Origin of the sequence: Micromonospora sp. NBC_00421 (assembly GCF_036017915.1) — a bacterium.
Classification (GTDB): domain Bacteria; phylum Actinomycetota; class Actinomycetes; order Mycobacteriales; family Micromonosporaceae; genus Micromonospora.
In genome coordinates this window covers 2,817,591-2,833,330 of sequence record NZ_CP107929.1, presented here as the reverse complement: position 1 = coordinate 2,833,330, position 15,740 = coordinate 2,817,591, and the positions used below count along the sequence as shown (strand labels likewise).

The following is a 15,740-nucleotide window of genomic DNA, read 5'->3' as shown; positions in this document are numbered from 1 at the left end:
TCGATCCGGGCCGTCGCCTGCCGGGTCGGACCGCTGTCCGTCGGCGGAGTCGAGGCGCGGGCCGGGCACGTCGTCCGGCGACTTCCGACTTCCGACAGAGGAACCGTCGATGAGATCACGAATCACCCTGCTGGCCGCCGCGCTGGCGAGCGCCCTGGCGACGATGACGGCCGTGGTCACGGCCCCCACCCCGGCGTCGGCCGCGACGCTGGCCCAGGTGACCAACTTCGGCACCAACCCGACAAATCTCCAGATGCACCTCTACGTGCCGGATCGGGTGGCGGCCCGGCCCGCGCTGCTGTTGGCACTGCACTACTGCACCGGCAGTGGCCCGGCGGTGCACTCCACCTTCGGGCTCAGCTCCCTCGCCGACCGCTACGGCTACATCGTGATCTACCCGTCGGTGACCCGCAGCAGCAAGTGCTGGGACGTCTCCTCCCCGCAGGCCCTGCGGCGCGACGGCGGCAGCGACCCCGTCGGCCTCAAGTCCATGATCGATTATGTCCGGGGCCGCTATCCGGTCGATGCGAGCCGGATCGGCGTCATCGGGTTCTCCTCCGGCGCCATGATGACCAACGTGATGGCGGGCGTCTACCCGGACGTGTTCCACGCCGGGATCAGCTCCTCCGGCGTGCCGTTCGGCTGCTTCGCCACGACCAACGGCTCGGAGTGGAACAGCGAGTGTTCCGGCGGACGGATCGTCAAGACCCCGCAGCAGTGGGGCGATCTGGTGCGTAACGCCTACCCCGGCTACACCGGCAAGCGGCCCCGGATGCAGATCTGGCACGGCACCACGGACACCACGCTGAGCTATGTCAACTTCGGCGAGCAGGTCAAGCAGTGGACCAACGTGCTCGGCGTGTCCCAGACCCCCAGTTCCACCGACTACCCGCAGACCAGCGCCACCCGGACCCGTTACGGCGGCACGGGTGGCACGCCGCCGGTGGAGGCGATCAGCTTCCAGGGGTACGGCCACTCCATCCCGTTCGACGCCGCCCAGGCCGTCCGCTTCCTCGGCTTCGACAGCGCCAGCCCCACCACGCCGCCGCCGAATCCGACGACGACCCCGCCGAATCCGACCACCCCACCGCCGAACCCCACGACGACGCCGCCGAACCCGACGACGCCACCGGTCACGACTCCGCCGGCAACCGGCGGGTGTGCGGCGTCGGTGTCGTTGAACTCGTGGACGGGTGGTTTCGTGGCCACGGTGAAGGTGACCGCGGGTTCCTCGGGTACGCGTGGGTGGACGGTGAGTGTGCCGCTGCCCGGTGGTACGAGTGTGACGGGCACGTGGTCGGCGACGGCCAGTGGTGCCTCCGGGACGGTGCGGTTCACGAATGTGGACTACAACGGTCAGCTCGGTGCGGGCCAGTCGACCGAGTTCGGTTTCCAGGGCACTGGCAGCGCGGCGGGCGTGACCCCGACCTGCACGGCCAGCTGACCACCGGACCGCTTCGACGTCGGGGTGGCCGATCCCTAGGGTCGGCCACCCGGACGTGGTGCGGGCGGCCCCGTCCGGCAGGTGCCAGACCTCGCGCATCGGAGCCCAGAAGTCCCCCGACCGGCCTTGGCGAGCGACTCCTGACACGGGCCGGTCAGCTGCCACCACTGCCGCGTCTGCGGGTCGGCGGCGATCAGGGCGGCTCCATCCGGTGTTTGGTCGCCCGGGGCGACCATCTTGCACGATCACGGGTATGACGTATGATGACCTTCTATCGACTTTCGTCGATGTTGTGGGTTGATCACGTCGTCCATGCGGCGTTCTGACGGGCGGGCCGGATTCTCGACCTGGCGGGCGGCTCTGCCCCGGGTGGGTCACCGGTTCGCACCCCCCGGCACCCCCGCTGAGTCCCGCGCCGACCCCCAACCATCAAGCCGGTGGACCGTCGCAGCTGTGTGACGAGGGTCCACGGTGTCGAGTCGTTCCGAAGGAGAACCACTCATGTCAGGAATCACCCGGTTCCTCCGCCGCCCCACAGCCCTGCCGCTCCTGGTCGCCGGCAGCGTGCTGGCGGCCAGCGGCCTGGTCGGCGGGTTCGCCGAGCCAGCCCGGGCCGCCACCTCCATCACCATCAACGGCGCGTCGGGGGGCCGTACGTTCGACGGCGTCGGCGCGGTCAGCGGCGGCGGCGGCAACAGCCGACTGCTGATCGACTACCCGGAGCCGCAGCGTGGTCAGATCCTGGACTACCTGTTCAAGCCCAACTACGGCGCGTCCCTGCAGATTCTCAAGGTGGAGATCGGCGGCGACACCAACTCCACGAGCGGTGCCGAGCCGAGCCACTCCCACTTCCGCGGTGACCTCGACTGCAACCGTGGCTACGAGTGGTGGATCATGGAGCAGGCCAAGCTCCGCAACCCGAACATCAAGCTCGTCGGGTTGGCCTGGGGCGCACCGGGCTGGATCGGCAACGGCACCTTCATGTCCCAGGACTCGATCGACTACCACCTGGCCTGGCTGGGCTGCGCCAAGCAGCACAACCTGACCCTCGACTACCTCACCGCCGCCCAGAACGAGCGCAAGTACGACGCCAACTGGACCATCAACCTGCGGACCGCGCTCAACAACAACGGCTACGGCGGCGTGAAGCTCATCTTCGGCGACGACTACCCGGGCAGTTGGAACCCGGCCAACGTGGCCGTCAACAACGCGAACCTGCGCAACGCGATCGACGTGATCGGCGGCCACTACCCGTGCGGCTACCTGGCCGCGCAGTCCACCTGCACGGTGTCGGCGAACGCCACCGCCACCGGCGAGACGCTGTGGAACAGTGAGGGCGGCTCGCAGGACTACAACGACGGCGCCAAGCCGTTGGCGCGTGGCATCAACCGGGGCTACCTCGACGGGAAGATGACCGCGTACATCAACTGGAACCTGATCGGCGCGACCACCACGAACATCCCCTGGGCCACCGTCGGGCTGATGCTTGCCAACCAGCCCTGGTCCGGCTGGTACGCGGTCGGCAAGAACGCCTGGACGCTCGCGCACACCAGCCAGTTCACCGCGCCGGGCTGGAAGTACCTCGACTCGTCCGGCGGCTACCTCGGCGGCGTCCGCAACAACGGCAGTTACGTGTCGTTGAAGTCGACGAACAACTCCGACTACACCACGGTCATCGAGACCATGGACGCGACCGCCGCGCAGACGCTGAACCTCAACGTCACCGGCGGCCTCTCCACCGGTGCGGTGCACGTCTGGTCGACCAACCTGAACTCCAACAACACCGCCGACCACTTCGTCCGTGGCGCCGACATCACCCCGTCCGGCGGTGCCTACTCGTTGACCGTGCAGCCGGGCCACCTCTACACGATCACCACCACCGGTGGTGGTGGCAAGGGCACCGCGACCAGCCCCGCGCAGGGTCAACTGAGCCTGCCCTACAGCGACGACTTCGACAGCTACCCTGTCGGCAAGCTGGCGAAGTACCTCCAGGACAACCAGGGTGCGTTCGAGACCGCCGCGTGCGGCGGAGGCCGGTCCGGCATCTGCCTGCGCCAGTCCTCCCCGATGGCGCCGATCACCTGGAAGACGCTTGCCGACCCCAGCACCTACGGTGGCAACCTGAACTGGAACAACTACACCGTCTCCGCCGACGCCTTGCTGGAGAAGACCGGCTACGTCCAGGTGGAGGGCCGGGTGGGCAGCCAGACGCTGGACCCGGTCAGCGCCCAGAACGCCTACTTCCTGCGGGTGACCGATGGCGGTAACTGGTCGATCCTGCGCAACAACACCAGCAACCAGCTCACCACCCTGCGCAGCGGTACGGTCGCCGCACTGGGCACCAACCGCTGGCACAGCCTGGCGCTCGGCTTCTCGGGCAGCACCATCACCGCCACCATCGACGGGGTGACCGTGGGCACGGCCACCGACTCGTCGTTCGGCGCGGGTCTCGTCGGTCTCGGCACCAGCCAGGGGCAGACCGCCCAGTTCGACAACCTGAGCGTCGTCCCGGGAGTGGGCGGCGGCACCTCGTCGGCGCTGCGCAACGTCAACGCCGGCCGGTGCCTGGACGTACCGTCGCAGTCACAGACCAACGGCACCCAGCTCGCGCTCTGGGACTGCAACAGCGGCACCAACCAGCAGTGGACGACGACGGCCGGCAAGCAACTCCAGGTGTACGGCACGAAGTGCCTGGACGCCGAACGCTCGGGGACCACCTCGGGTACCCGGGTGATCATCTGGGACTGCAACAGCGGCGCCAACCAGCAGTGGAACGTCAACACCGACGGCACGGTCACCGGCGTGCAGTCCGGGCTGTGCCTGACGCCCAACGCCGCCGGCACCGCCAACGGCACCCTGATGGTCCTGTCGACCTGCAACAGCAGCAACAGCCAGAAGTGGACCCGGAGCTGACCGGACGCCGGTGACGGGTGCGCCCCCGGCGCGATGCGCCGGGGGCGTCGCCCCGCCCCGTCGGCGTGGTCCCGCGCGCCGGGTGGCCGACGTGTTCCGGCGGGTGGCGGTACTCCGATCGTAGACGCAGGGCCGGGGAGCGAACCCGGCCCTGCGTCTGCCCTCACCCGGTACGAGACCGGTTCCTCCCCGTCACACCGGCGTACGCCGCCACCGCTGGTTCGCGCCGGTGCCACAGGTCCACTGCACGACCTGCACCCCGTCGGTCAGGCCGGCGTTGAGCACGTCGAGACACTTGTTGCTGTGCCGGGCGACCAGTTGCACCTGACCGTCACCGACGTCCTGGAGTCGCCACTGCTGGTTGGTGCCGCCGTTGCAGGTCCACTGCACCACCCGGGCACCGTCCGCGGTCGTGCCGGCACCGCCGGAGACGTCGAGGCACTTGCCGCTGTTGCCGCTGGTCACCGTGTAATAGCCAGCACCGGCGTCCTGGAACCGCCACCGCTGGTTGGCCTGACCGTTCGCGGTCCACTGCACGACGTTGGTGCCGTCGGCCGTACCGGCGTTGCTGACGTCCAACAGCTTGGCGCTGTGCTGCGCCGTCAGGGTGTACGTCGTCGGCGTCGGGGTGGTGGTCTGGGGCGTCAACCGGTAGAGCCCGGCGCCGTGGGCGGGCAACGAGCGGCTGAACGTCCCGGTCGAGGTGCCGAGGGCCGCGCCGGACCAGAGGTCGGTCGCGGTGGCCGAGCCGATGCCGAGGTCGGCCAGGTTCATCGACACGGTGGCCGCCGCACCCTCCCGGTTGAACAGCGCGACGTACCGGTCGGTGCTGTCCGGCACGTCGGCGACCCACACCTGCCGGGTGCCGCCGGTGAGCTGCCGGTTGTTGGCGCTGCGCTGGTCGACCGCGAGCACCGCGCTGTTGGTCATCAGTGCCAGCTCCGCCGCCCGGTTCTCCACCAGGTTGCCGCCCCACATCAGCGGCGCCCGGTTGATCACCCACAGCGTCATCAGGGTGCGCTGTTCGTCCGCGGTGAGGTTCGAGTACCGCGGCGAGCCGACCGGGCCGTACTTGGACAGCCGACCGATCGGGATCATGTCCGGATCGGGCCAGGCACCGGTCTTGCGGTACGGCGTCCAGTCGCGGAGCTGGTCGAAGAGGGCGTCGAGGGAGGACCAGTTGTCCCACAGGTCGTTGACGATCCGCCACATGTGCGCGTTGTTCTGCACGTGCGGTCCGGCGGACAGCGGCGTCGCGCCCGGCGACAGGCTCAGCACCATCGGTCGGCCGCTGTGCTGGATCGCCAGCCGGTATCCGTCGACCTCCGACTGCCGGTAGGTAGGCGCGGCGATGTCGTCGATCTTCACGAAGTCGACGCCCCACGAGGCCAGCAGCTGGAACACCGAGTCGAGGTACGCCTGGGCGCAGGGGTTGGTCATGTCCAGCCCCCACATCAGGTTGAGCCAGGCCGCGCTGTTGCCGGCGTCGATCTGGTTGGCCCGGCAGGAGGTGCCGAGGATCGGCACGTTGTCCGCGACCGCCTGCCGGGGAATCCCCCGCATCAGGTGTACGCCGAACTTCAGCCCCTGCGCGTGCACGTGGTCGGCAAGCGGCTTGAACCCGTTGCTGCCGGTCGCCGACGGGAACCGGGTGGTGTCGGGCAGCAGCCGGCCGTTGCCGTCCATCCGGAGCCGGGGTTGCAGGTTGGCGTCCTGGTTGGGGCTGCCGTTGTGCTGCCCGGGGAAGTACCAGGCCCAGTCGACGACGATGTACTGCCAGCCGTACTGCCGCAGGTTCGCGCCCATGTAGTCGGCGTTGGCCCGGACGTCGGCCTCGGTGACGCTCCAGTTGAACGAGTCGTAACTGTTCCAGCCCATCGGCGGGGTGTCGGCGACGCCGTTGTCCCAGGCCCGTGCCGGCTCCGGTGACGGGGTGCCGACCAGACCGGTCACGAGCACCAGCATCGCGGCCAGCAGGACGGCCGTCCGTCGGACTGCCGGTCGTACGGTGCGGTGGTCCATCGAACCTCCTCGGGTCGTCGCATCAGCGGTAGCCGGCGGCGGTGATGTTCGCCTGGACCGCGTTCTCGGTCGCGTCCGACGGGTAGCCGGCGACCATCGCCCCCTCGTAGAACGTGCCGACGCTCTGGTTGGTGTTGTCGATGCAGCAGTCCCCGCCGCTGCCCAGGATGATCGCGCCCTGCTTCTTCATCGGGCTGTAGCCGCGCGGCAGCGAGCCGTCGTAGAGGGTGTAGAGGCTGCCGGACTGGGCGTTGCTGCCCTTGATGGCGAAGCGCGAGGTGCCGTTGTTCTTCAGGGTGGCGGTGACGAACTTGCTGGTGAACGCCCGCTGGTTGGAGTTCCAGGAACTGCTGCCGCCCGGGTAGAGGCCGTACTCCAGGTCGGCCTGCACCCAGGGCCCGGAGCCGGAGCAGCCACCGAACCAGCAGCTGGTGCCGAAGTAGATCGCGTCCATCGCGCCGGCGCCGTCGGCGCGACGGGTGGTCTCGCTGTTGCCGTAGTCGAAGCAGCAACCGCTGTTGACGTGGGTGCCGCTGGTGACCATGTACATGCCCTCCGGCGCGGCCCCGGTCGGCACCCCGGTCAGGTGGCCGTCGCGCCAGTAACTGCTCTTGCCGGGGATGTAGAGCGAGTACACCTTGTCGCCGCCGACCGTCACCGACTCCTTGTTCGCGACCGCCGGCTGGACGGCGCCACCGACGCCGCCGGCCCCCTGGTAGCCGAGGTTGTTGCCGCGTCCGGACTGGTCGTAGATGATCGTGATGACGCAGTTGGTGTTCGCGCAGAAGCTGTCCTGGCCGGCGGCGTTGGCCCGTCCGCCGGGCGAGAGCACACCGATGTTCCTGGTGGTGTTGTCCGAGGACCGGCGCACCTGGTAGAGCGAGCCGTTGTAGGCGGCGTAGAGCGCCCGGGTGGTGCTGTGCGCCGCGATGCAGGCGGTGCCACCGGCGGCGTAGATGTCACACGGCTGGCTGGTGCCGGGCGGTGGGGTAGTCGGGGGCGGGGTGGTCGGCGGTGGCGTGGTCGGCGGTGGGCCGGTGGTCGGCGGCGGGGTGGTCGGGTTCACCCCTCCGGTGCAGGTGGTGCCGTTCAGGCTGAACGAGGCCGGGGCGGGATTACTGCCGGTCCAGGCCCCGTTGAAGCCGAAGCTCGCGGTGCCGTTGGTGGGGATCGCGGCGTTGTAGCTGGCGTTGGTGACGGTGACCTGGGCGCCGGCCTGGGTGTAGCTGCCGTTCCACAGTTGGGTGATGGTCTGCCCTGCGGTGTAGCTCCAGACCAGCCGCCACCCGCTGATCGCGTCACCGAGATTGGTGACTGTGACGTTGGCACTGAAGCCGCCCTGCCAGGACGAGCCGACGGAGTAGCTGACCTGACATCCGGCGGCGGCCGCCGATGCCGATGTCTGGACGGCTGCGGCGGTGACGAGCATGAGGGTGGCGGCGGCGACCAGCGCCGGCCGTCGGCGGAGCAATCGGGTCTCTCGCACGGGATCTCCCGGTGGTGGGTGGACGGTGCGCTGCGTCCCGGCAGAGCGGTGGACGGGTCGACGCTGGACGCCGCGCGGGGACGATGGTGGGCGCGCGGGGACGACGGACGCGGGTGGGTACGGCGGGTCAGGCGACCACGCAGGTCGCACCGTTCAGGGTGAACGCCGTGGGGGCGGCGGCGTTGCCGGTGTGGGTGGCCTGGAAGCCGATCGTGGTCGCCGCGCCCGGGGCGAGCGTGCCGTTGTAGCTGACGTTCGTGGCGGTGACCTGGCCGCTGCTCGGCGAGTAGCTGGCACTCCAGCCGCCGGTGATGACCTGCCCGGCGGGGAGGGTGAACCCCAGGGACCATCCGTTGAGCGTGGTGGTCGCGGTGTTGACGATGGTGATGCTCGCGGTCAGCCCGCTGTTCCACGCGCTGATCGTGTCGGTGACCCGGCAGGCCCCTGACTGCGGCGACGACGTCGGCGTGGGCGTCGGGGTCGAGGTGGGGGTCGGGGTGACCGTCGGCGTCGGCGTCGGGGTGGCTGTCGGCGTCGGGGTGGGGGTGGGCGACGGCGCGGTGCCGTCCAGGCCGAGGAAGGTGATGGCGTACGCGAGTTGGCCGGCCATCGGCAGTTGGTGACCCACCCCGGCGATGCTGATCCCCTCGACTGGGGCCTGCGGGCCCGTCCCGCCGTACCGGGTGCGCGTCCAGGAGGACTGCGGGCGGTCGGTGAGGGTGGGCGTGGTGCTCAACCCGTGCAGGTTGGTCCACTGCTTGATCTCTTCGCCGAAGTTGGGGTACGCCAGGGTGGTGTCGGTGGCTCCGTGCCACAGCTGCATCCGGGGGTAGCGGCCCGAGTATCCGGGGTACATCGCGCGGGCCTGGTCGCCCCACTGCTGCGCCGTCTTGATCACGTTACCGCCGGAGCACCTGCTGTTCCACAGCGATCCGTCGGTGGTGGCGAAACAACCGGCGGGCACTCCCGAGAACGCCGACGCTGCCGTGAAGACGTCGGGATACTGCGCCGCGAGCACGTTGGTCATCATCGCGCCGGAGGAGAAGCCGGAGACCACGATCCGGGCCGGGTCGACCGGGTAGCGCTGCCGCGCGTACGCGACCATCGACATGATCCCGGTCGAGTCGCCGCCCCCGTTGCGGGTGAGCGCGGCCGGGGTGGAGACGTCGAAGCAGTTCCCGCTGCGGGTGGCCTCGGGTACGACGATGAGGTAACCGTAGCGGTCGGCGGCGGTCACGTAGTCGTGTCCGTTGCCGTTGAAGATCCCACTGGCCGAGCCCCCGCAGTAGTGCACCAGGAGCAGCAGCGCCGGTCGGGCCGCCAGCGTGCTCGGCGCGTACAGGTACATGTTGAGATTGGTGGGGTTGTTGCCGAAACCCGTCACCCTGGTCAGGGTCGCCGCGGTTGCGGGCTGCGCCGTCATCAGGACGGTGGTCGCCGCGATACCGAGGACGACGGCTGCCAGCGCGGCGCGCAGACTGCCCTTCATCGGTGGCCTCTCTTCCGGAGTGTGATCGCCGCGCCGAGGTGTGGTGCGGGCGTCGGTTCCGACCGTCGGCCCTCGGGTGTGCGAGCGTCCGCGACGCACCGCCCCGGCTGCCGCAGGCGGCGGTCCTGGTGCCTCGGACCGCTCTGCGCCGGCCGCCTGCGACCGGCACCGCCCGCCGCGACGGCGTCGGCCGTGGCCCCCGGGACCCGACGGGAGGTCACCGGGACGGCCCGGATTCGTTCCCGAGGATCGACGATTGTCGTTACGTTAACGTTAACACTGGGCGCTGTCCATAGATGGCGGCCAGCGTGCGGAGTTCGCCTGATCCGGGGCGGTCGGCACGGCGGGCGGGCGCGGCGTCCGCCCGCCCGTCACCGGGGTGGAGCGACGCTGTCCCGGGTGATCAGGGTGGGGGAGATGGTCTGCCGCAACGTGTGGTCGACGCCCGCGTCGATCTGCGTCAACAGCAGGCCGAGGCTGGCCTCCGCCACGGTGTCGAAGTCCGGCCGGACGGTGGTCAACGGTGGGATGAAGTACGGGGCGTCCGGGACGTCGTCGAAGCCGACCACACTGACCTCCTCCGGCACCCGCCGACCGTGCTCGTGCAGCGCGTGCAGCACGCCGAGGGCGAGATCGTCGTTGGCCGTGAAGATGGCGGTCACCTCCGGGCTGCGGGCCAGCATCTGCCCGCAGCGGTACCCGGAGGCGGCGGACCAGTCCGCCTGGAGCACCGGGGGAACCTCCGCTCCCGCCGCCTGCAACGTCTCCCGCCAGCCGGCGATCCGCCCCGCGCTGTCGAACCAGTCGGCCGGGCCGGACACGTGCCAGACGGTCCGGTGGCCCGCGTCGAGCAGGTGCCGGGTGGCCAACCGCCCGCCCTCCACCTGGTCGATGGTGACAAGTGGCACCTGTCGGCGGGGGTCGCCGTCCACGGTGACCAGGGGGATGTGGGTGGGCAGGCACTCCAGCGCCTCGCCGGCGGACTCCACCGGGGCGATCACCACGATGCCGGCCACCCGGTGCGCCAGGTGCCGCTCGACGACGGCGGTGATGGAGGTGCGGTCCAGGTTGCGGACGCTGCCCACGCTGACGGCGAACCCCGCCTCGGCGGCGGCGAGCTCGAAGGCGGAGAGCAACGACGCCGGGCCGTAGAGAGTGGTGTTGAGCGCCACCACACCGAGCACCTGTGACCGGCCGGTGACCAGCGTGCGGGCCGCCCGGTTCGGTCGGTAGCCGAGCTCGGTGATCGCGGCCTGCACCCGCAGCCGGGTCTGTTCACGCACGTGGGGATGGCCGTTGAGGACGCGCGAGACGGTCTGGTGGGAGACTCCGGCGAGGCGGGCCACGTCTCTCATCGCAGGAGCGCGCACAGTCATCCCACACCTCTCGGTCCGCCCCGCAGCCCGTTGACGGCGAAGCGGCCCGGCCCGGCGTCCGAGCAGGGACGTCAGGAACAAGGCATGGGCGCACACGCCGTGGACAACGCTGGATCAGCGAGAGTCTACGCGGCGTGTCGCCCCGGGTGGGTCGACGACGTGACCGAGTGTCGTCCGCGTACCGTGATTTTCGTCATCACGGATCGCAGGCGGCGCGCGAACTGACGGTGAACGTGTGGCCTCTGTCCCTTCCTCGGTCCTCGATGGTCACTGGCCCGCGCCCGTGTCGGGGGCGGCCCCGCCGACCCGGACGGTGAACCATGACATCGACCGGCGCGTCGAGATGGGCGTCGGGCGGTGCGCCACCGGTGGAAGCCGGAACCGCCTCGTGCGCTGGAGACCGCCGCGTGCTGGAGACCGCCGCGTGCGCTGGAGAGCGCCGTGTGCGCTGGAGGCCGCCTCATGACGACATGCCGTATCGATCGAATCGGATGCTACTCGAAATCGTTCGGTAACGACAAGGACAGGTTTCCAGGAGGTCCCCCCCGGTAGCCCCGGCGCGGGCAGACCGGGGGTCAGCGCTCCCGCCGGGGGTCAGCGCTCCCGCACGACGGCGGTGCTGTCCCGCACCACAAGCGTGGTCGCCAACTCCACCCGGGTCTGGGCGAGACTCTGGTGGGCGGCCAGGGCCAACACCATCCGGGTGGCGACGGCCCCCATCTCGGCCAGCGGCTGCCGCACCGAGGTCATCGGCGGTCCGCACAACGTGGTGTACGGGATGTCGTCGAAGCCCACCACGCTCAGGTCCTGGGGAATCCGGCGACCGGCCAACCGGGCCGCCTCGTAGACCCCCAGGGCCTGCAGGTCGTTGCCGCACAGGATCGCCGTCGGCGCGGGATCCTGCCGCAGGAGTTCCCCGCCCAGGCGCAGACCGTCCTCGAAGGAGAACCAGGGGCCGACGCGGAGCCAACGCGCGGGCAGCCCGACCCCGGCCGCCTCCAGGGCTGCCCGTGCGCCGTCCAGGCGGGCCCTGGCGCACAGCCGCTCGGTCGGGCCGGAGATCACCCCGATCCGTCGATGCCCGAGGTCGAGCAGGTGCCGGGCGGCCTCGAACCCGCCGCTCCAGTTGGTCGCCGTCACCGACGGGACGGCGTGCAGCGGCGGCTCGCCGGTGGGGTCGAGGACCACGAGCGGGATCGTGCTCGCCACCAGCAGGGCGTGCTGCTCGGAGGTGAAGCCGAGGTGCACCACGATCACCCCGGTCGGACGGCGGGCCAGCAGGTCGCGAGCCCAGAACCGCCCCTCGGAGACCTGCCGGCGGGCGTCGGTGAAGCCGACGGCGAACTGATGTGCCCCGGCGACCTGCTGCACCCCCTGCATGATCGTCACCGCCAGGTTGCTCTGCATCCCGTAGAAGACCACCTCGACGCTGGCGTTCGGCGTGCCCAGTTCCGGCCGGCGGTAGCCGTGTTCGCGCAGCAACGCCTCCACCCGGGAGCGGGTCTGCGCCGCGACCCCCGAGCGGCCGTTGAGGACCTTCGACACCGTGGGCGCCGACACGTCCGCCAGCGCGGCGATGGTGGTCAGGGTCGGCTCGCCCCGCCGTCGACCCCGCCGCTGCGTCCCCGTCGCCCCGCCGATCGCCGGGACCGGAGTGGACGTGGGGGGCACGACGGTCGTAGCCGGCACCGTGGTGGTCGGCACGGTGGTGGTGCGGGGCTCGACGGCTCCGGGTGGCTCGACGGCTCCCGGGCGGACGGCAGCTTCCGGGGGGACGGTGGCGTCGGGGGGGACGGTGGTCGCCGTGCCGTCGGTACCCGTCCCGTTGCCGACCGGTCCGCCTGTCACCGGGGCCGGTCGCTCGTGCTGTCGTCGTACCGTGTCGAGCAGCAGGATGCGGAGCGCTTCGGCGTCCCGGGCCGCGACCGGGCCGGCGGGCACCGTCCGGGTGAGATAGCGCCGACGTTTCGACACCGGGTCGATCCCGGCGTACACCCGCACCCGGAGCGAGCCGCTGGGCAGTTCCTCGATCTCGCCGCGTGCTCGCCGACCGGGCCTGGAGCCAGTGGGCCTGGAGCCAGTGGGCATGGAGCCAGCGTATGCGATGTCAGGCAACCAGGATAGCTCCATGATGGCTCCATGTTGGAGTGACCGGATCACGGGCCCCGTCGGGTCTCTTCCCCCGCTCCGCGTGGCCGGCCATCTCGGGTGGGGTCAGCCATAAACATATGGGAGTAGTTGAATGCGTTGAAACGCTTCCGTAACATGAGGGCCATTGTTAGCGCTCACACCGATGGTGTGGGTCGACGGCCTTCCGGCGCCCCGCCCGACGCGGTGCCACTGATTGGAGACTTCGTGAAGCGATTCGTGCGAGCCCGGGGTTGGGGGCGGGCGGCGGTGGCCGGTCTGCTCCTGGCCGCCGCCCTGGTGGGCGTACGTGCCCCGATGGCGCAGGCGTTGGAGAACGGGGTGGCCCGGACGCCGCCGATGGGGTGGAACAGTTGGAACACCTTCGGCTGCAACATCAACGAGACGTTGATCCGGCAGACGGCCGACGCGCTGGTCAGCAGCGGGATGCGGGATCTGGGCTACCAGTACGTCGTGGTCGACGACTGCTGGTTCAACCCCAACCGGGACTCCGCCGGCAACATCCAGGGTGACCCGACCCGCTTCCCGTCGGGCATGAAGGCGCTCGGCGACTACATCCACGCCCGGGGGCTGAAGTTCGGCATCTACCAGGTGCCTGTCGACAAGACCTGCGCGCAGTACTTCAACAGCTACCCCGGCGCCACCGGCAGCCAGGGCCACGAGGTGCAGGACGCCCGCCAGTTCGCCGCCTGGGGCGTCGACTACCTCAAGTACGACTGGTGCTCGCCGAACGGATCCATCGACCAGCAGGTCGCCACGTTCGCCAAGATGCGTGACGCCCTGGCGGCCACCGGTAGGCCGATCGTCTACAGCATCAACCCCAACAGCATCCACGCCAAGACGGGCCCGCAGCGCAACTGGGGTGACGTGGCGAACATGTGGCGCACCACCGAGGACATCACCAACACCTGGAACAGCGGCCAGACCAACGGCTACCCGATGGGCATCCAGAACATCATCGACGTCAACGTGCCGCTGGCCCCGTACGCGAAGCCCGGCGCGTTCACCGACCCCGACATGATGGAGGTGGGCCGGGGTGGCATGACCGACACGGAGATGCGCAGCCACTTCGCGATGTGGGCGATCATGGCCTCGCCGCTGATCGCGGGCAACGACGTCCGGTCGATGAACTCCGCCACCCAGACCATCCTCAAGAACGCCAACCTGGTCGCCATCAACCAGGACGCACTGGCGTTGCAGGCCGGCCAGGTCTCGTTCGACGGCACCCGCCGGGTGCTGGCCAAGCGGCTGGCCAACGGGGACGTCGCGGTGGCCCTGTTCAACCAGGGCGGCGCGACGACGACGATCTCCACGACCGCCGCCGCCATCGGCAAGTCCGGGTCCTCCTTCACCCTGGTGGACGCCTGGACCAACGCCAGCACCACCAGCACCGGGACCATCTCCGCGAGTGTGCCGTCGCACGGCACTGTGGTGTACCGGGTCAGCGGCGGTGGCACCGCCCCGCCGACCACGCCGCCGCCGTCCACCGCGAGCGCGCTGGCCAGTGCCGCCTCCGGTCGCTGTCTGGACGTCCCGCAGAGCAACACCGCCAACGGCACCCAGCCGGTGATCTGGGACTGCAACGGGGCCGCCAACCAGCGCTGGACGGCCAACGGTCAGACCCTCCAGTCCCTCGGCAAGTGCCTGGACGCCCCGACCAACGCCACCGCCGGCACCAAGGTCCAGCTCTGGGACTGCAACGGTCAGACCAACCAGCAGTGGACGTTCAACACCAACGGCACGATCAGCGGCGTGCAGTCCGGCCTCTGCCTCGACGTGAACAACAACGGCACCGCCAACGGCACCACAGTGCTCCTCTGGTCGTGCACCGCAGCGGCCAACCAGCGCTGGAACCGGGTCTAGCCGGTAGGCCGTCGCCGCCCGCCCGGCACCGGACCCTGGTGGCGGGCGGGCGGCGCGTCGACGGGGGTGAGCCCGGTCGAGGTCCGGTAGCGTACCGGCAGCGGGTCGCTCAGCGCACCGACGAACTCCCCGTCGACGTGGTCGAGGAACCCGATGAGGGACCAGTCACCGGCCGGACCGGCTACCAGTCGGGGCGCGTACAGGTGCGGGTGCGGGAACGGTCGGGCCGAGGCGATGTCCCACGGGCCCCGCACGTCGTGCCCCTGTGCCACCCAGATCCGGTGGCCGTCGTGGCGGGTGCCGGCGGCGTCGGTGGAGAACAGCAGCAGGGGGTGGCCGTCGACGACGGCGACCTGGGGCACCTCCAGGTGGCCGAAGCCGGCCGGGATCGACAGCGGAGGCTGGACGGTCCAGTTCACCAGGTCGGGTGAGGTGGCGTGGCCGACGACACCACGGGATTCGGTCGGCCCGGTGTTGACCCGGGCGGTGACGAGCATGTGCCAGCCGGCGCCGTCCGGGTCGGGGAACACCCACGGGTCGCGCCAGGCCTGCTCGTACCAGAGCGTCCGGTCGAGCAGTTCGTACCAGGTGGGGTCGGCTTCGACGAGCGGCCCGGTGCCGTGCCGGTGCCAGGTGGTCAGGTCGTCGGAGACGGCCAGACCGATCCGTTGGACCAGCCCGTCCTCGGCGCGGCCGACCCCGGTGTAGAACAGGTACCACCGCCCGTCCGGGCCGCGCACCGTGCAACCCGTCCAGGTCGCGAGGTCGTCCCAGCTCGGTGCGTCGGCGGGGACGATCGCGTCGGCGACCAGCTCCCAGCTGCGCAGGTCGGTCGAGACGGCGTGGCCGATCGTGGCGCGGCGGTGCCGGCGGTGCGGGTCGTGCAGGGCGCGGGAGGCGCGCAGGAAGAACGCGTGCCACCGGCCGTCGTCGTCCCGGGCGTACCAGCTGTCCCACACCCAGTGGTCGGGTAGACGTAGCATGGCGGGAAGTTAGCAC

9 protein-coding genes are annotated in these 15,740 nt (G+C 70.4%); 3 read left to right on the top strand and 6 right to left on the bottom strand.

The window, feature by feature from the left end; genetic code table 11:
- The first annotated feature begins 109 nt into the window (after positions 1–109).
- The gene (locus OHQ87_RS12270) at positions 110–1,444 is read left to right on the top strand and encodes an extracellular catalytic domain type 1 short-chain-length polyhydroxyalkanoate depolymerase (RefSeq protein ID WP_328347943.1); all 1,335 of its coding nucleotides are present in this window, start codon (positions 110–112) and stop codon (positions 1,442–1,444) included.
- A 501-nt stretch (positions 1,445–1,945) separates the two neighbouring features.
- Positions 1,946–4,357 (top strand): ricin-type beta-trefoil lectin domain protein, encoded by a 2,412-nt coding sequence (locus tag OHQ87_RS12265; RefSeq protein WP_328347941.1) that lies wholly within the window; start codon positions 1,946–1,948, stop codon positions 4,355–4,357.
- Between the two features lie 192 nt (positions 4,358–4,549).
- Here the strand turns inward: OHQ87_RS12265 and OHQ87_RS12260 are convergent, their stop codons facing one another.
- From OHQ87_RS12260 to OHQ87_RS12240, 5 genes are all read right to left on the bottom strand, one after another.
- The gene (locus OHQ87_RS12260) at positions 4,550–6,379 is read right to left on the bottom strand and encodes an alpha-galactosidase (protein WP_328347939.1); all 1,830 of its coding nucleotides are present in this window, start codon (positions 6,377–6,379) and stop codon (positions 4,550–4,552) included.
- A gap of 22 nt (positions 6,380–6,401) precedes the next feature.
- The gene (locus OHQ87_RS12255) at positions 6,402–7,808 is read right to left on the bottom strand and encodes an arabinofuranosidase catalytic domain-containing protein (protein WP_328348826.1); all 1,407 of its coding nucleotides are present in this window, start codon (positions 7,806–7,808) and stop codon (positions 6,402–6,404) included.
- A 184-nt stretch (positions 7,809–7,992) separates the two neighbouring features.
- On the bottom strand, positions 7,993–9,354 hold the full coding sequence (locus OHQ87_RS12250) for an extracellular catalytic domain type 1 short-chain-length polyhydroxyalkanoate depolymerase (RefSeq protein ID WP_328347937.1): 1,362 nt from the start codon (positions 9,352–9,354) through the stop codon (positions 7,993–7,995).
- Positions 9,355–9,725: 371 nt separating this feature from the next.
- Positions 9,726–10,709, bottom strand: a complete 984-nt coding sequence (locus OHQ87_RS12245; protein WP_328347935.1) for a LacI family DNA-binding transcriptional regulator — start codon at positions 10,707–10,709, stop codon at positions 9,726–9,728.
- Between the two features lie 615 nt (positions 10,710–11,324).
- Positions 11,325–12,818: a LacI family DNA-binding transcriptional regulator gene (locus OHQ87_RS12240; RefSeq protein ID WP_328347933.1), complete on the bottom strand. Its 1,494-nt coding sequence runs from the start codon at positions 12,816–12,818 to the stop codon at positions 11,325–11,327.
- Between the two features lie 357 nt (positions 12,819–13,175).
- Here OHQ87_RS12240 and OHQ87_RS12235 point away from each other — a divergent pair, with 357 nt between their 5' ends.
- Positions 13,176–14,741: a glycoside hydrolase family 27 protein gene (locus OHQ87_RS12235; RefSeq protein WP_328348825.1), complete on the top strand. Its 1,566-nt coding sequence runs from the start codon at positions 13,176–13,178 to the stop codon at positions 14,739–14,741.
- On the opposite strand, the gene OHQ87_RS12230 is transcribed toward OHQ87_RS12235, so the two are convergent.
- Positions 14,738–15,724 (bottom strand): family 43 glycosylhydrolase, encoded by a 987-nt coding sequence (locus tag OHQ87_RS12230; protein WP_328347931.1) that lies wholly within the window; start codon positions 15,722–15,724, stop codon positions 14,738–14,740. The two genes, OHQ87_RS12235 and OHQ87_RS12230, sit on opposite strands and share 4 nt — an antisense overlap.
- Positions 15,725–15,740 lie beyond the last annotated feature (16 nt).